Genomic DNA, 21268 nt, shown 5'->3' with positions numbered 1-21268 from the left:
GAGACCGGGGGGCTTGATCCTGAGCGGACGACGAGGCTCGAACTCGCGACCTCAACCTTGGCAAGGTTGCGCTCTACCAACTGAGCTACGTCCGCAGTGCGCCGTGGCGCGAGAGCAACTATACCCAACCCCGCTCACGTGCGAGACGTACCGCCGCGTGACGGTTCTCCGCCCCCAGCTTGGACACGGCCGACGACAGATAGTTGCGCACCGTCCCCGGCGACAGCGCGGCCCGCTCGGCGATCTCCGTGACGGGCGCCCCGTCGGCGGCGAGTTCGAGCACCTCCGCCTCGCGCGAGGTCAGCGGGGAGTCCCCGGCGGCGATCGCGTCGGCGGCCAACTCGGGGTCGACGTAACGGTTTCCGGCCCGCACGGTACGGATGATCTCCGCGAGCCGCTGTGCGCTCACCGTCTTCGGGACGAAACCGCGCACACCTGCCGCAAGCGCCCGTTTCAGATGACCCGGGCGGCCGTGGCTGGTCACGATCAACGCCTGGCAGCCGGGCAGTTCGGCCCGCAGCGATGTGGCGACCTTCACACCGTCGGCGCCCGGCATCTGGAGATCCAGGACGGCCACGTCCGGCCGGTGCGCCCGCGCCATCGCCAGGGCCTCGGGCCCGGTGGCCGCCTCGGCGACGATCACCAGATCGTCCTCCAGCGAGAGCAGCGCGGCCAGCGCGCCCCGGATCAGGTGTTCGTCGTCGGCGAGCAGCACCCGCACCACGCCGCTCACGAGGCGGCCTCGCCCACCGCGACGTCCTTCACGGCCAGCGGCACCTCGGCCACCACCCGGAACACCCCGGCCCCGGCGATCCCCGCCTCCAGGGTCCCGCCCACCTTCCGCAACCGCTCCGCCAGCCCGGCGAGCCCCGACCCCCCGCCGGACGCCCCGACGCCGGCCGCCCGGTCCGCCCCGTCGTTCTCCACCGTCAGCACCACCTTCCCGCCGGTCACCCCGATCTCCACCGCACACCGCCCCGCATCCCCGTGCCGCAGCACGTTCGTGGTCGTCTCCCGCACCACCCAGCCGAGCGCCGACTGCACCTCGGCGGGCAGCCCGCCGGCCTCCCCGCGCACCTCGCAGTCGATCCCGGCCGCGGTCAGCACCCCCTGCGCACCGACGAGTTCGACCCCGAGGTCGGCCTCCCGGTACCCGCGTACGACGTCCCGCACCTCCCGCTGGGACTCCCGCGCGATCCGCTGGACCTCGACCATCTGCTCGACGGCCTCGGGGCGCCCGCGGCGGGCCAGCTGCACGGCCAGCTCGCTCTTGAGGGCGATCACCGCCAGGTTCCGGCCCATCACGTCGTGCAGGTCGCGGCCGAACCGCAGCCGTTCCTCGGCGACGGCGAGCCGGGCGCGGGTCTCGCGGGCCTCGTCGAGCCGGTAGACGGTGTCGAGGAGCCAGACGGAGAAGACGGAGGTGGTGGCTATGAAGCCGCCGCCGAGGAGCACCGCCGCCACCGAGACCAGGACGGCCGGGCCGGGCGCGCCGAACAGCAGCGCCAGGACTCCGGCGCCCGCGGCGTGAGCGGCGACGACCGCGAGAGCGTGCCGCCAGCCGCGGACGCCGAGGGCGGTGACGCCCGCCGCGAAGACCAGGGCGATGCCGAAGACCCCGCCCGCGGCGGTGTCCGCCGCCTTGCCTTCCGGACCGCCCGGACCGTGTTCGGCGGTCCACAGCGCGGCCGCCGCGACCGCGGCGGTGACGACGGCGAACGCCGCCATCAGCCGCACGGGCCGGGGCCGCCGGCCCCGCGTCCAGTCCAGCGCCCGCGAGGCCGTCACCGCGGACAGCGCGCAGTGCCCGGCCAGGACCAACGGCAGCCACAGCGCGGACCCCCGCCACACCCCGCTGCCGAACGGCACGCCCACCGCCGCGAACTCGCCCAGCACGAAGAAGTGGAACGACCAGCGCGTGTAGGTCTCGACCTTCGCCGGCGAACTCTTCCGCCGCCACCAGCCACCCGCCCCGAGCACGTCCGTCCCGCGAAAGCCGGTCTCTTCCGCCCCGCGCATCTGCGTCCCTCCCCCGTGTCCCCGGTCCGTCAGCGCCGCGGCTCCCACCGGAACCACCGCCGTACAGCAAACACCGCCAGCACGGTCCAGGCCAGCGCCGTCGCCAGCGCACCCAGGGCCTCGTACGCCGAGAGGTCGCCGCTCCACCCGCCGCGGACCAGGGTGATCACCGGGCTCAGCGGCAGCAGTTCGAAGCCGGAGGCGACCCGGCCGGGCAGCAGCTCCAGCGGGACGGTCACCCCGGAGGCGACCATCGACACCAGCACGAAGGGCAGGGTGGTCACCTGAGCGCTCTCCACGGTCCGCGTCACGCTCGCGGTGACCGCGCCCAGCGCCGAGCACATCAGCAGGCCCAGCAGCACGCCCAGGACGGCGAGGTGGGGCGCCTCGGGCGCGGGCACGTCGAGGAAGGCCGTACAGCCCACCGCCAGCACCAGGCACTGCACCAGCCCCATGGTGAGCACCGGCAGCGCGGAACCGGCGATGACCTCGGCGTCCCGCAGTTCGCCGGTGCGCAGCCGCTTCAGCACGAGTTCCTCGCGCCGGGCCGTGTAGATGCCGGTGAGTGCCGCGTACACCCCGAACAGCAGCGAGAACCCGAGCGCGGCGGGCAGCAGCACCAGCCCGACGCTGAGTCCGGAGTCCTCCACGTTCATGTCGTCCACCACCGGCCGCAGGCTGAACGGCAGCCCGAGCGGCACCAGGACGGCGGCGACGACGGTGGCCCTGCTCCGCCCCAGCAGCGTGAGTTCGGCGCGGGCGAGGGCGGCCATCCGGCTCACGGGAGTGGTCACCGCACCCCTGGGCGGGGCACCCACGGGTCCCCCGACCGCGTCCCCCACCGAACTCCTGACCGTACCGCCGCTCATGCCGCGACCCCTTCGTTCTTCTCCGACGCCTCCCGGGCGATGCCCAGGAACGCCTCCTCCAGCGAGGCCGACCGCAGGTCGAGCCCCCGCAGTTCCACCCCGGCCCGCTCGGCCCACACCAGCAGTCCGGTGGCCGCCCGCTGCAACTCCCGGGTCCGCAGCCGCACCAGCCGTCCCTCGATCTCGTGGTCGCACACGCCCAGCGCGTCCAGTGGGGGCAGATCGCCCACGAAGTACCCCTCCGGCAGCCGGAAGGAGATCCGGGACGGCTGTTCGGCGGTCACCTCGGCGGGCGTCCCGGAGGCCGCGATCCGCCCCCGGTGCAGGATGGCCAGCCGGTCGGCGAGACCCTCCGCCTCCTCCAGGTAGTGCGTCGTCAGCAGTACCGTCGTCCCGGCGTCCCGCAGGGCGCGCACCAGGTCCCAGGTGTCCCGCCGGCCCTCGGCGTCCAGCCCGGTGGTCGGCTCGTCGAGGAACAGCACCTCCGGCTCCCCGAGCAGCGCGAGCGCCAGATCGAGCCTTCGCCGCTCGCCCCCGGACAACTGCTTCACCCGTACGCCGGTCTTCCCGGCGAGCCCGACCAGTGCCAGCGCCTCCGCGACCGGCCGGGCCCCGCTGACACAGCCCGCCCACATCCGGGCGGTCTCGGCGACGCTCAGCTCGGACGGGAAGCCGCCCTCCTGGAGCATCACCCCGGTCCGCGGCCGTACGGCGGCCCGCTCGGTGAAGGGATCGTGGCCGAGGATCCGGACCCGCCCTCCGTCGGGCCGCGCGAGCCCTTCGAGCAGTTCGACCGTGGAGGTCTTGCCGGCCCCGTTGGTGCCGAGCAGTGCGAAGACCTCGCCGCGTCCGACGCGGAAGGAGATCCCGCGGACCGCCTCGAACCCGCCCCCGTACACACGCCGGAGGTCGGTGACCTCTATCACGTGTTCTTCCGTGTCCCTTGCTTCCATGACTCCAGCGTCCCGTCGGCGGACCGCCGACGGCAGTGCGCCTTGTCATCGCTCCGCATGACAAATGTCAGGAGCGAAGCGTCAAGCACGAAGCGCGACAGCGCGAAGAGGGGAGGGCACAGAGGCGGGAGGGAAAGGGGGATACGCCGAAGGCCCCGGTCGGTGACCGGGGCCTTCGGTATGGAGCGGACGACGAGGCTCGAACTCGCGACCTCAACCTTGGCAAGGTTGCGCTCTACCAACTGAGCTACGTCCGCATTGCATCCGACTGGCTTTCACCGGTCGGCGCGGGCACCAGCCTACCTGATCCACAAGGGGGACCGGGACGGTGATGCAGAGCGGGTGACAGGAATTGCACACTGCGCCTTCCCCCTGGAAGGGGGATGTTCTACTACTGAACTACACCCGCACGACCTCGGTGACCTGGGCTTTTCGGCCCCGCCCCGCTGGCGTGCTCCAGACATTAGCCGACCATGTGGGGGGTAGCGCAAGTCGGTTGCCCGCGGGGTCCGCTGACGGCCCCCGCGGGCTCGTGCTCAGGGCCGCCCCCACCGGCTCACTGCGCCTCGGCGAACGCCTCGTAGACCTTCTTGGGGATGCGGCCGCGCGCGGGCACGTCCAGCTTGTTGGCCTGGGCCCAGGCGCGGACCGCCGCCGGGTCGGGGGCGACCTCCGTCTGCCGGTACGCCTTGCCGGACCTGGACCGCTTGCGGCCGGCCTCCACGTAGGGCGCGAGCGCCTTGCGCAGTTTCTCGGCATTGGCTTCATTCAGGTCGATCTCGTACGACCTGCCGTCGAGTCCGAAGGCGATCGTTTCCGCCGCTTCCGAGCCGTCGATGTCGTCGAAGAGAGTGACCACGACCTTCTGCGCCACGAATATCGGTCCCTTCGTGCGACAGCTCTGCGATGACGTGCCAAGACGCCGCGGAGATGTCGACTGTTCGCCTGTTATGGGGCAAAGTATCGGCTATTGCCATTTCATTTGTACAGTGCCCGGCAATCGAATGTGAAGCTCGACTAAATCTGTCAGCGTGTCCCAGCGCAATAGGCGGCCGGGGCGCGTCACGGATCTTTCCCGGAATTTTCCGTGAGGGACGCTCCCCGCCACCTGATCCGGTACCCGATCGTGATCGCGCTCACGTAGTTTCCTACAACTCTACTCGCGTAGAAATTTTGTGCGGGTAGTCTGAAGACACACGCAGGAACCTGCTCAGCACCACAACACCGGGAGTGCCAGTGGCACGCGTCGTAGTCGACGTCATGCTCAAGCCGGAGATCCTCGACCCCCAGGGCCAGGCGGTGCAGCGCGCACTGCCGCGGCTGGGTTTCGAAGGCATCTCCGACGTACGTCAGGGAAAGCGATTCGAACTGGAAGTTGACGGACCGGTCGACGAGGCCGCGCTCGCCCGCATCCACGATCTTGCGGAATCCTTCCTCGCCAACACCGTGATCGAGGACTTCACCGTCAAGGTGGAGGAAGTCGCGGAGGCCGCGAAGTGACCGCTCGTATTGGCGTCGTCACTTTCCCGGGCAGCCTCGACGACCGGGACACGCAGCGCGCGATCCGGCTCGCGGGCGCCGAACCGGTCGCGCTCTGGCACAAGGACAAGGACCTCCACCAGGTCGACGCCGTGGTGCTGTGCGGCGGTTTCTCCTACGGCGACTATCTGCGCGCCGGTGCCATCGCCCGTTTCTCGCCGGTGATGGAGCCCCTCATCGAGCAGGCGAAGGCCGGACTGCCGGTCCTCGGCATCTGCAACGGCTTCCAGATCCTCACCGAGGCCCACCTCCTCCCGGGCGCGATGCTCGGCAACGACCACCTCCACTTCATCTGCCGCGACCAGAAGCTGCGGGTGGAGAACGCGGACACCGCCTGGACGGCCGACTACACGGCCGGCCAGGAGATCCACATCCCGCTGAAGAACATGGACGGCCGGTACGTCGCCGACGACTACACCCTCGACAAGCTCGAGGCCGAGGGCCGGGTCGCCTTCCGCTACCTGGACCTGAACCCCAACGGTTCGCTCCGTGACATCGCCGGCATCACCAACGAGGCCGGGAACGTCGTCGGCCTCATGCCGCACCCGGAGCACGCCGTCGAGCCGCTCATCGGCTCCGGCCGCACCGACGGCCTCCCCTTCTTCACCTCGATCCTCAAGAAGCTGGTCAACGCATGAGCCGGACGCCTCTGGACACGGTCGAGCACGCGGCCGCTACCCCCGACGTCGAGCTGCCCTGGGCCGAACTCGGCCTGAAGAAGGACGAGTACGAGCGGGTGGTGGAGATCCTCGGCCGCCGCCCGACCGGCGCCGAACTCGCCATGTACTCGGTCATGTGGTCCGAGCACTGCTCGTACAAGTCCTCCAAGGTCCACCTGCGCCAGTTCGGCGAGAAGGCCCCGCAGTCCGACGCCCTCCTCGTGGGCATCGGCGAGAACGCGGGCGTCGTCGACGTCGGCCAGGGCTACGCGGTGACCTTCAAGGTCGAGTCGCACAACCACCCGTCGTACGTCGAGCCCTACCAGGGCGCCGCGACCGGTGTCGGCGGCATCGTCCGCGACATCATCGCGATGGGCGCGCGGCCGGTGGCCGTGGTCGACCCGCTGCGCTTCGGCGCGGCCGACCACCCCGACACCAAGCGCGTCCTGCCGGGCGTCGTCGCCGGCATCGGCGGCTACGGCAACTGCCTGGGCCTGCCCAACATCGGCGGCGAGGTCGTCTTCGACGCCTGCTACCAGGGCAACCCGCTGGTCAACGCCGGTGCCATCGGCGTGATGCGGCACGAGGACATCCACCTCGCGAAGGCGTCGGGCGCGGGCAACAAGGTCATCCTGTACGGCGCCCGGACCGGCGGCGACGGCATCGGCGGCGCCTCGATCCTGGCCTCGGAGACCTTCGACGACGCCAAGCCCTCGAAGCGCCCGGCGGTCCAGGTCGGCGACCCCTTCCAGGAGAAGCTCCTCATCGAGTGCACCCTGGAGGCCTTCCAGGAGAAGCTCGTCGTCGGCATCCAGGACCTCGGCGCGGCGGGCCTGTCCTGCGCGACGAGCGAGCTGGCGTCGAACGGTTCCGGCGGCATGCGCGTGACGCTCGACGACGTACCGCTGCGCGACTCCACGCTCTCGCCCGAGGAGATCCTCATGAGCGAGTCGCAGGAACGCATGTGCGCGGTCGTCGAGCCGGAGAAGGTCGACCGCTTCCTGGAGATCTGCGACAAGTGGGACGTCATCGCCACCGTCATCGGTGAGGTGACCGACGGCGACCGCCTGGAGATCTACTGGCACGGCGGCAAGATCGTCGACGTCGACCCGCGCACGGTCGCCCACGACGGCCCGGTCTACGAGCGCCCCTACGCCCGCCCGGACTGGCAGGACGCCCTCCAGGCCGACGACGCGAACAAACTGCCCAGGCCGGCCACGGGTGAGGAGCTGAAGGACCAGGTCCTGAAGCTGGTGTCCTCCCCGAACCAGGCCTCCAAGAAGTGGATCACGTCCCAGTACGACCACTTCGTGCAGGGCAACACGGTCCTCGCCCAGCCCGAGGACTCGGGCATGATCCGCATCGACGAGGAGACCGGCCTCGGCGTCGCCATCGCCACCGACGGCAACGGCCGGTACGCGAAGCTGGACCCGTACCACGGCGCCCAGCTCGCGCTCGCGGAGGCGTACCGCAACGTGGCGACGACCGGCGCCAAGCCGCTCGCCGTCTCCGACTGCCTGAACTTCGGCTCGCCCGAGGACCCGGCCGTCATGTGGCAGTTCGCCGAGGCCGTCCGCGGACTCGCCGACGCCTGCCGGCAGTTGGGCACCCCGGTGACCGGCGGCAACGTCTCCCTCTACAACCAGACGGGCGAGGCGGCCATCCATCCGACCCCGGTGGTCGCGGTCCTGGGCGTCATCGACGACGTGGCCCGCCGCACCCCGGTCGCCTTCCAGGAGGAGGGCCAGCTGCTGTACCTCCTCGGCGACACCCGTGAGGAGTTCGGCGGTTCGGCCTGGTCCCAGGTGATCCACGACCACCTCGGCGGCCTGCCCCCGAAGGTCGACCTGGAGCGCGAGCGCCTGCTGGCCGAGATCCTGATCTCCGCGTCCCGTGACGGCATGATCGACGCCGCGCACGACCTGTCCGACGGCGGTCTGATCCAGGCCGTGGTCGAGTCGGCGCTGCTCGGGGAGAAGGGCGCCCGCCTGGTCGTCCCGGACGGCCTGGACGCGTTCACGTTCCTCTTCTCGGAGTCGGCGGGCCGCGCGGTCGTCGCCGTCCCGCGCTCGGAGGAACTGCGTTTCACCGACATGTGCGGCGCCCGCGGCCTGCCGGCCACCCGCGTCGGTGTCGTCGACGGCGACACCGTCGACGTCCAGGGCGAGTTCGCGCTCTCCCTGGAGGACCTGCGCAGGGCGCACGAGGACACCATCCCGGCGCTGCTCGCGTAGGCGGCGCTCGCGGCCCGGCCGTACCACCACCCGAAGGCCGCCGCCCGGGCTTCCTTGAACGCCCGGGCGGCGGCCTTCGGCATGCGTGCCGGCCGCCGTCCTGCGCAACCGTTCCCGCGGCCGTCGCCGTGCGGGCCGGCGACCGGGGCGGGTTCGGGAGGCCGGCGCCTCCGCCTCCTCGCGGACGCCCACGGGGGCGGCCCGACGCGGCCGGTGAATCCGTGGCGGTCCGCCCGCGCGGGTACCGGTCCCCGAAGGACGCCGGCCCCGGACCGGCACGCAATAGGCTTCCCGCCATGCCTTTGGCCAAGAAGCGCACCAGGACCTACGACCCCGCCAGGACCCGTGCCGCGGTGCTGGCCCAGCTCGGCCACGTGCGGCAGGCCGTCGCCACACTGACCCCGGAGCAGCTCGCGCGGCCGACACGGCTGGGGGAGTGGACCGTGCGGGAGCTGGTCGCGCACATCGGGATGGCCGTCACGGCGGTGGGGCGGTCGCTCGACCTGCCGGAGCCGGCGAAGCCGGACGCCACCCTGCTCGACTGGCCGTTCGCGACGTCCGTGAGCGCCCCGGCCATCGACGCCTTCACGCGGCGGCTGTCCGCGGACCACCCGGACCCGGACGCCCACCTCACGGCCGTGGAGCGGGAGCTCGTCGAGCGGCTCGACGCCCATCCCGGCTCCCGGGTGCTGGAGACGAACGCGGGCGCGCTGCGCCTGGCCGACTACCTGGTCACCCGCACCGTCGAACTCGTCGTCCACACCGACGACCTGAACGCGGCCGTCCCCGGCCTGGACGTCCCGTACGACCGCCAGGCCCTCGCCGCCGCCACCCGGCTGCTGGCCGACGCCCTGGCCGTCCGGGCGCCCGGCGGGGCGACCGAGGTGCGGATCCCGCCGTACGCCGTCGTGCAGTGCGTCGAGGGGCCCCGGCACACCCGCGGCACCCCGCCCAACGTGGTCGAGACCGACCCGCTGACCTGGGTGCGGCTGGCCTGCGGGCGGCTGAGCTGGAAGGCGGCCGTCGAGGAGGCGAGGGTCGCCGCGAGCGGGGAGCGGGCGGACCTCGCGGAGCTGCTGCCGCTCATGTCCTGACCCGGTGGATGCCCAATGGTGGGTGCCCAATGGTGTGCGACACCTCACTCATGCCCGCGGAGCCGGCCGCCGGACGGCGGCCGACGCGGCGCGCCCGGCCGGCGGGTCGATCGCCGGAAACCGCTCCTGACCTGCATGGACGAGGTGATCTGGGCGGCCTTCGAATGCTCAAGATCGAATTACCGGCGGGTATCCCCAATTCGGACCAGTGGTCGACCTCGCCTACACTCGATGACGTGCCACGTGGTGACGGTCGACTCAGTCATGATCTGCTCCCCGGCGAGAAGGGCCCCCAGGACGCTTGCGGCGTCTTCGGGGTCTGGGCTCCCGGTGAAGAGGTCGCCAAGCTCACTTACTTCGGGCTCTACGCCCTCCAGCATCGAGGCCAGGAATCCGCGGGAATCGCGGTCAGCAACGGCTCCCAGATCCTCGTCTTCAAGGACATGGGTCTGGTCTCCCAGGTCTTCGACGAAACCTCGCTCGGATCGCTCCAGGGTCACATCGCGGTCGGACACGCCCGCTACTCGACCACCGGCGCCTCCGTGTGGGAGAACGCCCAGCCGACGTTCCGTGCCACCGCGCACGGCTCCATCGCGCTCGGGCACAACGGAAACCTCGTCAACACCGCCCAGCTCGCCGAGATGGTCGCCGACCTGCCCAAGCAGGAGGGCCGCTCCCCGCGCGTCGCGGCGACCAATGACACCGACCTGCTCACCGCGCTCCTCGCGGCCCAGGTCGACGAGGACGGCAAGCCCCTGACCATCGAGGAGGCGGCCCACACCGTCCTCCCGCAGGTCCGCGGCGCCTTCTCCCTCGTCTTCATGGACGAGCACACGCTCTACGCCGCCCGCGACCCGCAGGGCATCCGCCCGCTGGTCCTCGGCCGGCTGGAGCGCGGCTGGGTCGTCGCCTCCGAGTCCGCCGCCCTCGACATCTGCGGCGCCTCGTACGTCCGCGAGATCGAGCCGGGCGAGTTCGTCGCCATCGACGAGAACGGCCTGCGCACCTCCCGGTTCGCGGAAGCGAAGCCCAAGGGCTGCGTCTTCGAGTACGTCTACCTGGCCCGCCCGGACACCGACATCGCCGGCCGGAACGTCTACCTCTCCCGTGTGGAGATGGGCCGGAAACTCGCCAAGGAAGCCCCGGCCGACGCCGACCTGGTCATAGCGACCCCGGAGTCCGGCACCCCGGCGGCCATCGGCTACGCGGAAGCCTCCGGCATCCCCTTCGGCGCCGGCCTGGTCAAGAACGCCTACGTGGGCCGGACCTTCATCCAGCCCTCGCAGACCATCCGCCAGCTCGGCATCCGCCTGAAGCTGAACCCGCTCAAGGAAGTCATCAAGGGCAAGCGCCTGGTCGTCGTCGACGACTCGATCGTGCGCGGCAACACCCAGCGGGCCCTGGTCCGCATGCTGCGCGAGGCCGGCGCCGCCGAGGTCCACATCCGGATCTCCTCGCCGCCCGTGAAGTGGCCCTGCTTCTTCGGCATCGACTTCGCCACCCGTGCCGAGCTGATCGCCAACGGCATGTCGATCGACGAGATCGGCACCTCGCTGGGCGCCGACTCCCTGGCGTACATCTCCATCGACGGCATGATCGAGGCGACCACCATCGCCAAGCCGAACCTCTGCCGCGCCTGCTTCGACGGCGAGTACCCGATGGATCTGCCCGACCCCGAGCTGCTCGGCAAGCAGCTCCTGGAGACGGAGCTGGCCGCCGGTCCGGCCGCGACGGCCGCCGCCGACGCGATCCGCCGCCCGTAGACGGTCCCGTCATACCTGCCGTACGACACGAAAGTTCTCACCTCCCATGTCTGAGACAACTGGTGCCAGCTACGCAGCGGCGTCTTACAAAACAGCAGGTGTCGACATCGAAGCGGGCGACCGCGCAGTGGAACTCATGAAGGAGTGGGTGAAGAAGACCCGGCGCCCCGAGGTCCTCGGCGGCCTCGGCGGTTTCGCCGGTCTCTTCGACGCCTCCGCCCTCAAGAACTACGAGCGCCCCCTGCTGGCCTCCGCCACCGACGGCGTCGGCACCAAGGTCGACGTCGCCCGCCAGATGGGCGTCTACGACACCATCGGCCACGACCTGGTCGCCATGGTCATGGACGACATCGTGGTGTGCGGCGCCGAGCCGCTGTTCATGACCGACTACATCTGTGTCGGCAAGGTCCACCCCGAGCGGGTCGCCGCCATCGTCAAGGGCATCGCCGAGGGCTGTGTCCTGGCCGGCTGCGCCCTGGTCGGCGGCGAGACGGCCGAACACCCGGGGCTGCTCGGCCCGGACGACTTCGACGTCGCCGGCGCCGGTACGGGCGTCGTGGAGGCCGACCGGCTGCTGGGCCCCGACCGCATCCGCACGGGCGACGCGGTGATCGCCATGGCGGCCTCCGGCCTTCACTCCAACGGGTACTCGCTGGTCCGCCACGTCCTGCTGGACCAGGCCGGGCTCTCCCTGGACGCGCGCGTCGAGGAACTGGGCCGCACCCTCGGCGAGGAGCTGCTGGAGCCGACCAAGATCTACTCGCTGGACTGCCTGGCCCTCACCCGCACGACGGACGTCCACGCCTTCTCGCACGTGACCGGCGGCGGACTCGCGGCCAACCTGGCCCGGGTCATCCCCGACGGACTGCACGCGATCGTGGACCGCTCCACGTGGACCCCGGCCCCCGTCTTCGACCTCGTCGGCCGGACCGGCCGGGTCGAGCGGCTGGAGCTGGAGAAGACCCTGAACATGGGCGTCGGCATGATCGCCGTCGTCCCGGAGGAGTCGGCGGACGTGGCGCTGACCACGCTGGCCGACCGCGGGGTCGAGGCGTGGGTCGCCGGCGAGATCACCGACCGCGGGGAGCACACGAGTGGTGCGGCCCTGGTCGGGGACTACGCGGGCTGACGCGCGTACGCGGGCCGGGACCCTGTGCGCAGCACAAGACCCGGTCGGTGACCTGGGTCACCGACCGGGTGAGTGCTCGAAGCAAGGTCAAGCGCCGCGACGGTGTTGGTGCGAGGAGTCCTCGTCCTCGTCCTCGTCGTCGTCCCCGTACAGCTCGGCGTACCGTGCGTACGGGTCGTCGTCCTGCTCATCGTCATCGTCCTCGAACGGCTGACCGTTCGGCGGAATGTTCGATGGCGATGCGCCCAGCTCTTCGGCCAGGCGTGAGAGATCCGTCCCGCCGCTGTTGTACTTCAGCTGGCGGGCGACCTTCGCTTGCTTGGCCTTGGCCCGGCCGCGCCCCATGGCTCGACCCCCTCAACGACGGGGCTCGACGGCCCCAGAGTCTTGACACGCGTTCATGGTCCGGAACGGACTCTCCGCAGAGAGGCCGGTCCGTAGGGCTTCCACGGTACCTGAGCCCGAACCCATACGGTACGTCGCCCGTAGCACGCGCGTGTGCACAGAACCTTCGAGGCGCCCTGTCCTCGCTGGTCAATGGCGATTTTAACCACTTATCCGCGGGCGACCCGCCGGGAAGAGTGAGAGTTCTCTCGAACTTTCCCCCGGCGGGTACCGGAGCATGCTCACCAACCGCGCGCCTGAGCCGCCTCGTGCATGCGCTGTTCGGCGATCCGGTCGGCCGCCGCGGCCGGCGGAATCCCGTCCGTCTTCGCACGTGCGAAGATGGCGAGCGTGGTGTCGAAGATCTTCGCGGCCTTCGCCCTGCACCGCTCGAAGTCGAACCCGTGCAGCTCGTCGGCGACCTGGATGACCCCGCCGGCGTTCACCACGTAGTCCGGCGCGTAGAGGATCCCGCGGTCGGCGAGGTCCTTCTCCACGCCCGGGTGGGCGAGCTGGTTGTTGGCCGCTCCGCACACGATCCGCGCGGTCAGCGCCGGCACGGACCCGTCGTTCAGCGCCCCGCCCAGCGCGCAGGGGGCGTAGATGTCGAGGCCCTCGACCCGGATCAGCGCCTCGGTGTCCGCGACCGCCGTCACGCCCTCGGGGTGCCGGTCGAGGATCCGGCGTACGGCGTCCTCGCGCACGTCCGTGATCACGACCTCGGCGCCCTCGTCCCGCAGGTGTTCCACCAGGTGGTGGCCGACCTTGCCGACGCCCGCGATCCCGACCCTGCGGTCGCGCAGCGAGGGGTCGCCCCACCGGTGCTGGGCGCTGGCCCGCATGCCCTGGTAGACGCCGAAGGCGGTCAGTACCGACGAGTCGCCCGCGCCGCCGTTCTCGGGGGAGCGCCCGGTCGTCCAGCGGCACTCGCGCGCCACGACGTCCATGTCGGCGACATAGGTGCCGACGTCGCAGGCGGTCACGTACCGCCCACCGAGAGAGGCCACGAAACGGCCGTACGCGAGCAGCAGCTGTTCGGTCTTGATCGTGTCGGGGTCGCCGATGATCACGGCCTTGCCGCCGCCGTGGTCCAGCCCGGCCATGGCGTTCTTGTACGACATCCCGCGCGCGAGGTTCAGCGCGTCGGCGACGGCCTCCTCCTCGGACGCGTACGGGTAGAAGCGCGTGCCGCCGAGGGCGGGGCCCAGGGCGGTGGAGTGGAGGGCGATGACGGCCTTCAGACCGCTGGCACGGTCCTGGCAGAGCACGACCTGCTCATGACCACCCTGATCCGAGTGGAACAGGGTGTGCAGCACATGACCAGGGGCGCCGGATACGTCGGTCACGGTGGTGACTCCTGGGTAACTAGCGGCGGGCGGGACGGGGGCTCCCGTACGGGTGGCGGGGCCTGTGGGATGAGCGTAGAGCCTGCGCCGCCCGCCGCACGCTCCGTGGTGCGGATCACCCTCTCGCGGAGTACGGCCGTGCGACGATCTGCATGCTCTCCGGCCTCCTCGCCAGGGGGTCCGGAAGGTTTCCCGGCCGGTCCACAGGGGAGGGAGCAGGCGTGCCCCAGGTGTCCTCGGTGATCGTCCCGTACGCCGCCTATCTGCGCGTGTACGAGCCCCTGGCCGCCTTCCCGGAGCCGGAGCGCAGCCACTGGGCGCGCTACGCCCGCCGCGCCGACCTGCCCACCTGCCAGGACGAGCTGCGCCGCTCGCTGGCCGACCTGCTGCCCACCCCGCCGGTCGCGGTCCCGGTGCACGAGAGCGGCGACGCGTTCGTGACCGACGTGGACGGGGTCGTGTGCGTGTGCCCCTGGCGGACCCGGCTGCGCGGCTGGCAGGCCCTGGGAGAGCTGGGCGGCGAACTGCCCGGCCCGGTCCTGGACGCGGTCCTGCCGCCCCTGGTCCGCCTCCAGGCCGCCCAGGACTACGAGCGCTGGCTGGTCCGCAACCCCGACGCCCGTCCCTGGATCCGCACGGCGACCTGGCAGATCCCGCTGCACTGGTTCGTGCTCCTCTCCGACGAGGAGCGCGAGTACGACAAGGGGACCGCCGAGCAGGCCCCGGTACTGCGCTACCGCACGCCGATGGTGCAGGCCCGCCGCCGGGTGGCGCGGGGCCTGCGCGCGCTCAGGGACGCCATGGACGAGGGGCCGCTCATCGACGGCCTGGTGGACGTGGGCCGCTGGCTGGAGGAGTTCCACCCGCGTTCGCTGGTGGAACTGGACTACGGCGGGCTCGTCCACGCCCTGCCGGCCGGTGATCTGGAGGACGACCGCTCGGCGGCCGACGTGGCCGCCGGCATCGAGGCCCTGCGGCGCGGCGACGGCCCCGCGGCGGGCGAGGCGTACGCCCGGCTCGCGGAACGCTGGCGGTCGGTGCGGGACCGGCGCTCGGCGAACTGACGGTGTGACAGAGGCGACAGGTGCACCACCGTGACCTGCGTCACGGTCATATGCCCTCGAACGGCGTACGGTCAGCCGCACTTCACGGAACTGACGGGACGTAGGTCCCGATCCGGGCTTTTGTCGCAAGGGTGACGGACCGCACGTACACGGCCCTTGCGCCGGTTGCCCCTCCTCGTGCCAAAATAGGACAAGGAGTCCGGGGAGGGCTCCGTCCGTCCACTTGTGCTCCGCCGTGGGGGGAATCTCAGCATTGCACGCTTTGGGGGGTCTGGTGACTCCTGATCGCCGTGTGACTGATCGTCACACTGGCGTGACTGTCCGCTATGGCACGGTCCATCGGCTTCCGTCGCCGATGAACACCTGGGGGGCAATTCCATCGGTTTGGCCGACGAGGCTGGACGGATGGTGTAGTTGTAGTGCCGAGGACAAGCCGTTCGTCCTATAACCGACTCGACTCGCGTCCGCCATTTCGGGCAACGCGGGTCAAGGTGCAGAATTTAGAGGAAAGAACCGAGAAGGTTCGGTTCTCCCGAGGAGGCCGCTCATGACCGCTCGCACCCCTGATGCTGAGCCGCTGCTGACCCCGGCTGAGGTCGCCACCATGTTCCGTGTGGACCCTAAGACGGTCACGCGGTGGGCGAAGGCCGGCAAGCTCACGTCGATCCGCACGCTCGGCGGACATCGCCGTTACCGCGAGGCTGAGGTTCGCGCACTGCTCGCGGGTATTCCGCAGCAGCGCAGCGAGGCCTGAGCAACTGAAGTACCGGGCAACAACACCGCAGGTCCCCCAATCTGCCGAGTTGTCCGCATCCTTGCTCCAAGCGACGCGGGTCCTGCCCCAACAGGCCCGTAGCCCACACGGTGCGTCGTCGATCGCGCTGGACTCCGCCGAGTCCGGCGCGATCTTTTTTGTGCCCTGGACATGCCTACCAGAGCGTTCTGTGAGCGAGCTTGTCGAAGTCCGGGGCGCCCTGTGGAGGGCTGTCGGATCCACTGTGGGGGCCCTCGGGGGGATCCGTGGGGGTGTCCTCCGGAGTGGTGCAATTGCACATATTAAATTGAAGAGTTGTAGGAAGCGGGTAAGAACCCACCTTCCCGAAACTCATGCGGTGACACCCGTCACATGCCACCGGCCTTGTTGCCGCCGCCTCGGGTGCGCTATTGCGAGCGTCAAACATCAGTCTGTGTAAGGCTGTTCGCCCTCGTCGGCCTCCCGCCGCGCTTCCGGGAACTCTTCCACGGCCGGCGGCGCGCCGTCCGTCACCAGCCGCTGGAGGCGGTGGCAGATGGGGCAGTGGCGGGTCAGGTGCCGGTAGGACGACGCGGCCGACAGGTGCGCGCGGAGCAGCGCCCGCGTCGCGTGCCCGGTCGATGCCGCCATGGGCCACCTCCAGTGGGGCCCGCGGGAAGCGCGGCCCGGAACTTCTGGAGTACCGGCCGAATGCGAAGCCGTCAAGGCCGCGCGGGGCGCCCGGACCGGGGCTGGGGTCCCGTGGGTGCGGTCCTGTGGGGAAGCGCCGTACCCGTCGGCGGCTCCGCCGCGGGCGCGGCCTTCGGTCGGCGGGCGGGGCGAGGGGGCCGGGGAACCGGGGCGGCATGAAGAAGGCCCGCACCCTGAGGTGCGGGCCTTCTTCGAGCTGTGCGGTCCTGACGGGATTTGCTGTGTCCGTCGGCGGCTCCGCCGCGGGCGCGGCCTTTGTGCCGGCGGCGGGGCGGGGGAGCGGAGAACTGGGGGGGACATGAAGAAGGCCCGCACCCTGAGGTGCGAGCCGTCTTTCAACTGTGCGGTCCTGACGGGATTTGAACCCGCGGCCTCCACCTTGACAGGGTGGCGAGCACTCCAAACTGCTCCACAGGACCAGGTTTTGCGGCACTTCGCGTTGCGCTGTGCTGCGGAACGAGACTCTACAGGAGGGTGGCCCGCCTGGTCGAACTCACCCTCCGTGCCGGTCTCGTCACGGTGCGGCCGCGTCGATCGCCTTCACGATCCGCTTGTCCGAGACGGGGTACGCCGTGCCCAGTGCGTGGGCGAAGTAGCTGACCCGCAGCTCCTCGATCATCCAGCGGATGTCCAGCACCGAGGACGGGACGGGGCGGCCCGGGGGCAACTGCTCCAGCAGCCAGGCGTACTCGTCCTGCATCTCGTGGACCTTCTCCATGCGGGTGGTGTCCCGCTGGACGTTGGTCGGCATCTGCTGGAGGCGCCGGTCCGCGGCCACGAGGTAGCGCATCAGGTCCGGCATCCGGCGCAGTCCCGCCTGCGTCACGAACCCGGGCCGTACGAGCGCGTCCAGCTGCTTGCGCACGTCGGTCAGGTTGGCCAGCAGGGAGGGGCTGCGTACGCCTTTCAGGCGGCGCTCACAGGCCTGCCAGGCCGCCAGGACCTGCTGCACCTGCCCGACCGTCCGCACGGTCGTGTCGACGATCTCGGCGCGCACCTTCTCGTACAGCGTGCGGTACGACTCCTCGTCCCAGGCCGGCCCGCCGAGGTCGCCGATCAGCTTGTCCGCCGCGGCCGTCGCGCAGTCGTCGAACAGGGCCTGGACGGAGCCGTGCGGATTCGCGGACAGAGCGAGCTTCTGGGCGTTCGTCAGTTTCTCGGAGGCGAACTTCGCCGGGTTGACCGGGATGTTGCGCAGGATCAGCCGGCGGGTGCCCTTCCACATCGCCTCCGCCTGCTCCTCCTCCGTGTCGAAGAGGCGCACGGAGACGGTGTCGCCGTCGTCGACCAGCGCCGGGTACGCCCTCACCGGCTGGCCGGCCCGACGGGTCTCGAAGACGCGGGTCAGCGTGCCGACGGTCCAGTCGGTCAGGCCGGAGCGCTCCAGGGACTCGCCGCCCTGCCGCTCGGCGGTGGCCGCGGCGGCCTGCGAGATGGCCTGACGGGCCTTGGGCCTCAGCCGCAGCTTCAGCGCCTCCAGGTCCTTGTCCTCGGCCAGCTTGCGGCGCCGCTCGTCGACGATCCGGAAGGTGATCTTCAGGTGGTCGGGGAGGCGGGACCAGTCGAAGTCCTCGGCCTCGAAGGGGACGCCGACCATCCGCTTGAGGTCGCGGGCCATCGCCACGGTCAGCGGCTCCTGGAGGGGCACCGCCTGGTCCAGGAACCGCCGCGCGAAGTTCGGCGCCGGCACGTAGTTGCGCCGGATCGGCTTCGGCAGGGAGCGGATCAGCTCGGTGACGACCTCCTCGCGCAACCCCGGGATCTGCCAGTCGAAGCCCTCGTCGGTCACCTGGTTGAGGACCTGGAGCGGGATGTGGACGGTCACACCGTCCGCGTCCGCGCCCGGCTCGAACTGGTAGGTGACCCGGAACTTCAGCGGGCCCTGCCGCCAGGAGTCCGGATAGTCGGCCTTGGTGACCGCCTCCGCCGACTCCCGGATGAGCATCTCCCGCTCGAAGTCCAGGAAGTCGGGCTGTTCGTGCCGCTTGCGCTTCCACCAGGAGTCGAAGTGGGCGCCGGACACGACGTGGTCGGGCACCCGACGGTCGTAGAAGTCGTACAGCGTCTCGTCGTCGACGACGATGTCCCGGCGCCGGGCCCGGTGCTCCAGCTCCTCGACCTCGCTGAGGAGTCTGCGGTTGTCGGCGAAGAACTTGTGGTGCGTGCGCCAGTCGCCCTCGACGAGCGCGTTGCGGATGAACAGCTCGCGGGAGACCTCCGGGTCGATCCGCCCGTAGTTCACCTTCCGCTGGGCGACGATCGGCACGCCGTACAGCGTGACCTTCTCCAGCGCCATCACCGCCGCCTGGTCCTTCTCCCAGTGCGGCTCGCTGTACGTCCGCTTCAGGAGGTGCCCGGCGAGCGGCTCGACCCACTCGGGCTCGATCTTGGCGTTGACGCGCGCCCAGAGCCGGCTCGTCTCCACCAGCTCCGCCGACATGACGAACCGGGGCTGCTTCTTGAACAGGGCCGAGCCGGGGAAGATCGCGAACTTGGCGCTCCGGGCGCCCAGGTACTCGTTCTTGTTGCCGTCCTTGACGTCCTTCATCCCGATGTGGGACAGCAGGCCGGCGAGGAGCGAGACGTGGATGCTGTCGCCGGCGGCGTCCCGCTCGTCGAGGTGGATGCCCATCTGCTTGGCGACGGTCCGCAGCTGCGTGTAGATGTCCTGCCACTCACGGATGCGCAGGAAGTTCAGGTACTCCTGCTTGCACATCCGGCGGAAGGACGACGAACCGCGCTCCTTCTGCTGCTCGCGGACGTACCGCCACAGGTTGAGGTAGGCCAGGAAGTCGCTGGTCTCGTCCTTGAAGCGGGCGTGCTGCTGGTCGGCCTGGGTCTGCTTGTCGGCCGGGCGCTCGCGGGGGTCCTGGATGGACAGCGCGGCGGCTATCACCATGACCTCGCGGGCACAGCCGTTCTTGTCGGCCTCCAGGACCATCCGGGCCAGCCGCGGGTCGACGGGCAGCTGGGCCAGCTTGCGGCCGGTCTCGGTGAGCCGCTTGCGCGGATCCTTCTGCGCCGGGTCGAGCGCGCCCAGCTCCTGGAGGAGCTGCACGCCGTCGCGGATGTTGCGGTGGTCCGGCGGGTCGATGAAGGGGAACTTCTCGATCTCGCCGAGCCCGGCCGCGGTCATCTGGAGGATGACGGAGGCGAGGTTCGTACGCAGGATCTCGGCGTCGGTGAACTCCGGGCGGGCGAGGAAGTCGTCCTCGCTGTACAGCCGGATGCAGATGCCGTCGGACGTACGGCCGCAGCGGCCCTTGCGCTGGTTGGCGCTGGCCTGCGAGATCGCCTCGATGGGCAGCCGCTGCACCTTGGTGCGGTGGCTGTAGCGGCTGATGCGGGCGAAGCCGGGGTCGATGACGTACTTGATGCCCGGGACGGTGAGGGAGGTCTCCGCGACGTTGGTCGCGAGGACGATCCTGCGGCCGCTGTGCTGCTGGAAGACGCGGTGCTGCTCGGCGTGCGAGAGCCGGGCGTACAGCGGCAGCACCTCGGTGAAGCGGTACTTCTTCTTCTCCAGTGCGTCCGCGGTGTCCCGGATCTCCCGCTCGCCGGAGAGGAAGACCAGGATGTCGCCCTGCCCCTCCGCCATCAGCTCCTCGACGGCGTCGCAGATCGCGGTGATCTGGTCGCGGTCGGCGTCCTCGGACTCCTCCTCCAGCAGCGGCCGGTAGCGGACCTCGACCGGATACGTACGCCCGCTGACCTCGATGATCGGCGCGTCGCCGAAGTGCCGGGAGAACCGCTCGGGGTCGATGGTGGCCGAGGTGATGACGACCTTCAGGTCCGGGCGCCTCGGCAGCAGCTGGGCGAGGTAGCCCAGCAGGAAGTCGATGTTGAGGGACCGCTCGTGGGCCTCGTCGATGATGATCGTGTCGTAGGCGCGCAGCTCGCGGTCGGTCTGGATCTCGGCGAGCAGGATGCCGTCCGTCATCAGCTTCACGAAGGTCGCCTCCGGGTTCACCTGGTCGGTGAACCGCACCTTCCAGCCGACGGCCTCCCCGAGCGGCGACCGCAGCTCCTCGGCGACCCGCTCGGCCACCGTCCGCGCGGCGATCCGGCGGGGCTGGGTGTGCCCGATCATGCCGCGGACGCCGCGTCCCAGCTCCAGACAGATCTTCGGGATCTGCGTGGTCTTGCCGGACCCGGTCTCACCGGCGACGATCACGACCTGGTGATCGCGGATCGCCTCCGCGATCACGTCCTTCTTCTGGCTGACCGGCAGCTGCTCGGGATAGGTGACGGCGGGCAGGCGGGTGCGCCGCGCGCCCATCCGTTCCTCGGCGGACGCGACCTCCGCCTCGATCTCGGCGAGGACGGCGGCCCGGGCCTCCGGCTTGCGGATCTTGCGCGCGCCCTCCAGCCTGCGCCCGAGCCGGTGCGCATCACGCAGGGACAGCTCGGCCAGACGGGGGGCGAGAACGCCGAGGGCGGGGGCGGGGTGCGTAGACATACGGGATCCAGGATCTCATCCCGGAGAAAAACGTGGCGAGTACTTTTGGCCGGGGCGGCGCCCGCGCCCGTTCGGCGCTGTCGCGGGGCACACGAACAGGGCCCCGATCCGAAGATCGGGGCCCTGTTCCATGGGGTGGCTGGGGCCGGGGTCGAACCGGCGACCTATCGCTTTTCAGGCGATCGCTCGTACCAACTGAGCTACCCAGCCACGGAGTCCACGAGGAACTCCAGCGGTCCTGACGGGATTTGAACCCGCGGCCTCCACCTTGACAGGGTGGCGAGCACTCCAAACTGCTCCACAGGACCAAGC

Annotated in this window: 17 protein-coding genes and 6 tRNA genes; 8 read left to right on the top strand and 15 right to left on the bottom strand. The window is 70.6% G+C overall.

The window, feature by feature from the left end; genetic code table 11:
- Window positions 1-22 precede the first annotated feature (22 nt).
- The 8 genes from ACIP5W_RS05420 to ACIP5W_RS05385 all read right to left on the bottom strand — a co-directional run bounded on the left by ACIP5W_RS05420 (window position 23) and on the right by ACIP5W_RS05385 (window position 4715).
- A tRNA-Gly gene (locus ACIP5W_RS05420) sits at window positions 23-95 on the bottom strand.
- 23 nt (window positions 96-118) lie between these two features.
- Window positions 119-733, bottom strand: coding sequence for a response regulator (locus tag ACIP5W_RS05415; RefSeq protein WP_401467099.1), 615 nt, complete (start codon window positions 731-733; stop codon window positions 119-121).
- Window positions 730-2019: a sensor histidine kinase gene (locus ACIP5W_RS05410; RefSeq protein ID WP_401467096.1), complete on the bottom strand. Its 1290-nt coding sequence runs from the start codon at window positions 2017-2019 to the stop codon at window positions 730-732. The genes ACIP5W_RS05415 and ACIP5W_RS05410 overlap by 4 nt, the downstream gene beginning before the upstream one ends.
- 29 nt (window positions 2020-2048) lie before the next feature.
- Complete coding sequence (locus ACIP5W_RS05405; RefSeq protein ID WP_401467965.1) at window positions 2049-2792, bottom strand: ABC transporter permease; 744 nt, start codon at window positions 2790-2792, stop codon at window positions 2049-2051.
- A gap of 92 nt (window positions 2793-2884) precedes the next feature.
- The gene (locus ACIP5W_RS05400) at window positions 2885-3841 is read right to left on the bottom strand and encodes an ABC transporter ATP-binding protein (protein ID WP_401467093.1); all 957 of its coding nucleotides are present in this window, start codon (window positions 3839-3841) and stop codon (window positions 2885-2887) included.
- 181 nt (window positions 3842-4022) lie between these two features.
- A tRNA-Gly gene (locus ACIP5W_RS05395) sits at window positions 4023-4098 on the bottom strand.
- A gap of 80 nt (window positions 4099-4178) precedes the next feature.
- Window positions 4179-4250 (bottom strand) — tRNA-Gly (locus tag ACIP5W_RS05390).
- A gap of 147 nt (window positions 4251-4397) precedes the next feature.
- Window positions 4398-4715: an Lsr2 family protein gene (locus tag ACIP5W_RS05385; RefSeq protein ID WP_366060175.1), complete on the bottom strand. Its 318-nt coding sequence runs from the start codon at window positions 4713-4715 to the stop codon at window positions 4398-4400.
- 362 nt (window positions 4716-5077) lie between these two features.
- On the opposite strand from ACIP5W_RS05385, the gene purS reads away from it, so the two are divergent.
- The 6 genes from purS to purM all read left to right on the top strand — a co-directional run bounded on the left by purS (window position 5078) and on the right by purM (window position 12259).
- Window positions 5078-5341: a phosphoribosylformylglycinamidine synthase subunit PurS gene (gene purS / locus ACIP5W_RS05380; protein WP_015659417.1), complete on the top strand. Its 264-nt coding sequence runs from the start codon at window positions 5078-5080 to the stop codon at window positions 5339-5341.
- Window positions 5338-6018, top strand: coding sequence for a phosphoribosylformylglycinamidine synthase subunit PurQ (gene purQ, locus ACIP5W_RS05375; protein ID WP_401467088.1), 681 nt, complete (start codon window positions 5338-5340; stop codon window positions 6016-6018). The genes purS and purQ overlap by 4 nt, the downstream gene beginning before the upstream one ends.
- On the top strand, window positions 6015-8273 hold the full coding sequence (gene purL, locus ACIP5W_RS05370) for a phosphoribosylformylglycinamidine synthase subunit PurL (protein WP_401467085.1): 2259 nt from the start codon (window positions 6015-6017) through the stop codon (window positions 8271-8273). Before purQ ends, purL begins: the two co-directional genes overlap by 4 nt.
- 296 nt (window positions 8274-8569) lie before the next feature.
- A complete protein-coding gene (locus ACIP5W_RS05365; RefSeq protein WP_401467082.1) occupies window positions 8570-9367 on the top strand; it encodes a sterol carrier family protein in 798 nt (265 codons plus the stop codon).
- Between the two features lie 236 nt (window positions 9368-9603).
- Entirely contained in the window at window positions 9604-11130 is a 1527-nt protein-coding gene (gene purF, locus ACIP5W_RS05360; protein WP_401467079.1) for an amidophosphoribosyltransferase, read from the top strand.
- A 46-nt stretch (window positions 11131-11176) separates the two neighbouring features.
- The gene (gene purM / locus ACIP5W_RS05355) at window positions 11177-12259 is read left to right on the top strand and encodes a phosphoribosylformylglycinamidine cyclo-ligase (RefSeq protein WP_401467076.1); all 1083 of its coding nucleotides are present in this window, start codon (window positions 11177-11179) and stop codon (window positions 12257-12259) included.
- 87 nt (window positions 12260-12346) lie between these two features.
- Here the strand turns inward: purM and ACIP5W_RS05350 are convergent, their stop codons facing one another.
- Both ACIP5W_RS05350 and ACIP5W_RS05345 read right to left on the bottom strand, forming a co-directional pair.
- A complete protein-coding gene (locus tag ACIP5W_RS05350) occupies window positions 12347-12604 on the bottom strand; it encodes a DUF3073 domain-containing protein (protein WP_401467073.1) in 258 nt (85 codons plus the stop codon).
- 281 nt (window positions 12605-12885) lie between these two features.
- Window positions 12886-13989 carry a Leu/Phe/Val dehydrogenase gene (locus ACIP5W_RS05345; RefSeq protein WP_401467070.1) on the bottom strand — a complete coding sequence of 368 codons (1104 nt, stop codon included), beginning with the start codon at window positions 13987-13989 and terminating at the stop codon, window positions 12886-12888.
- Window positions 13990-14210: 221 nt separating this feature from the next.
- Here ACIP5W_RS05345 and ACIP5W_RS05340 point away from each other — a divergent pair, with 221 nt between their 5' ends.
- Window positions 14211-15053 (top strand): hypothetical protein, encoded by an 843-nt coding sequence (locus ACIP5W_RS05340; protein ID WP_401467067.1) that lies wholly within the window; start codon window positions 14211-14213, stop codon window positions 15051-15053.
- Between the two features lie 547 nt (window positions 15054-15600).
- Window positions 15601-15807, top strand: coding sequence for a developmental transcriptional regulator BldC (gene bldC, locus ACIP5W_RS05335; RefSeq protein WP_003949541.1), 207 nt, complete (start codon window positions 15601-15603; stop codon window positions 15805-15807).
- Window positions 15808-16233: 426 nt separating this feature from the next.
- Here the strand turns inward: bldC and ACIP5W_RS05330 are convergent, their stop codons facing one another.
- The 5 genes from ACIP5W_RS05330 to ACIP5W_RS05310 all read right to left on the bottom strand — a co-directional run bounded on the left by ACIP5W_RS05330 (window position 16234) and on the right by ACIP5W_RS05310 (window position 21264).
- Window positions 16234-16437, bottom strand: coding sequence for a DUF6274 family protein (locus ACIP5W_RS05330; RefSeq protein ID WP_401467064.1), 204 nt, complete (start codon window positions 16435-16437; stop codon window positions 16234-16236).
- Between the two features lie 404 nt (window positions 16438-16841).
- Window positions 16842-16916: transfer RNA gene (locus ACIP5W_RS05325), tRNA-Asp, on the bottom strand.
- A gap of 95 nt (window positions 16917-17011) precedes the next feature.
- On the bottom strand, window positions 17012-20956 hold the full coding sequence (gene hrpA / locus ACIP5W_RS05320; protein ID WP_401467061.1) for an ATP-dependent RNA helicase HrpA: 3945 nt from the start codon (window positions 20954-20956) through the stop codon (window positions 17012-17014).
- A 136-nt stretch (window positions 20957-21092) separates the two neighbouring features.
- Window positions 21093-21166: transfer RNA gene (locus tag ACIP5W_RS05315), tRNA-Phe, on the bottom strand.
- A 23-nt stretch (window positions 21167-21189) separates the two neighbouring features.
- Window positions 21190-21264: transfer RNA gene (locus tag ACIP5W_RS05310), tRNA-Asp, on the bottom strand.
- Between the last annotated feature and the right edge of the window lie 4 nt (window positions 21265-21268).

The organism is Streptomyces sp. NPDC088766 (genome assembly GCF_044750845.1).
Taxonomy (GTDB): Bacteria; Actinomycetota; Actinomycetes; order Streptomycetales; family Streptomycetaceae; genus Streptomyces.
This window is presented reverse-complemented; position numbering and strand designations above follow the sequence as displayed.

What these genes read in the sequence shown, in the direction of transcription:
- purM (WP_401467076.1), top strand. Translation starts at nt 11,177, where the DNA reads ATGTCTGAGACAACTGGTGCCAGCTACGCAGCGGCGTCTTACAAAACA.
- ACIP5W_RS05400 (WP_401467093.1), bottom strand. Translation starts at nt 3,841, where the DNA reads ATGGAAGCAAGGGACACGGAAGAACACGTGATAGAGGTCACCGACCTC.
- purL (WP_401467085.1), top strand. Translation starts at nt 6,015, where the DNA reads ATGAGCCGGACGCCTCTGGACACGGTCGAGCACGCGGCCGCTACCCCC.
- ACIP5W_RS05330 (WP_401467064.1), bottom strand. Translation starts at nt 16,437, where the DNA reads ATGGCGGCATCGACCGGGCACGCGACGCGGGCGCTGCTCCGCGCGCAC.
- bldC (WP_003949541.1), top strand. Translation starts at nt 15,601, where the DNA reads ATGACCGCTCGCACCCCTGATGCTGAGCCGCTGCTGACCCCGGCTGAG.
- ACIP5W_RS05350 (WP_401467073.1), bottom strand. Translation starts at nt 12,604, where the DNA reads ATGGGGCGCGGCCGGGCCAAGGCCAAGCAAGCGAAGGTCGCCCGCCAG.
- ACIP5W_RS05405 (WP_401467965.1), bottom strand. Translation starts at nt 2,792, where the DNA reads ATGGCCGCCCTCGCCCGCGCCGAACTCACGCTGCTGGGGCGGAGCAGG.
- ACIP5W_RS05410 (WP_401467096.1), bottom strand. Translation starts at nt 2,019, where the DNA reads ATGCGCGGGGCGGAAGAGACCGGCTTTCGCGGGACGGACGTGCTCGGG.
- hrpA (WP_401467061.1), bottom strand. Translation starts at nt 20,956, where the DNA reads ATGTCTACGCACCCCGCCCCCGCCCTCGGCGTTCTCGCCCCCCGTCTG.
- ACIP5W_RS05365 (WP_401467082.1), top strand. Translation starts at nt 8,570, where the DNA reads ATGCCTTTGGCCAAGAAGCGCACCAGGACCTACGACCCCGCCAGGACC.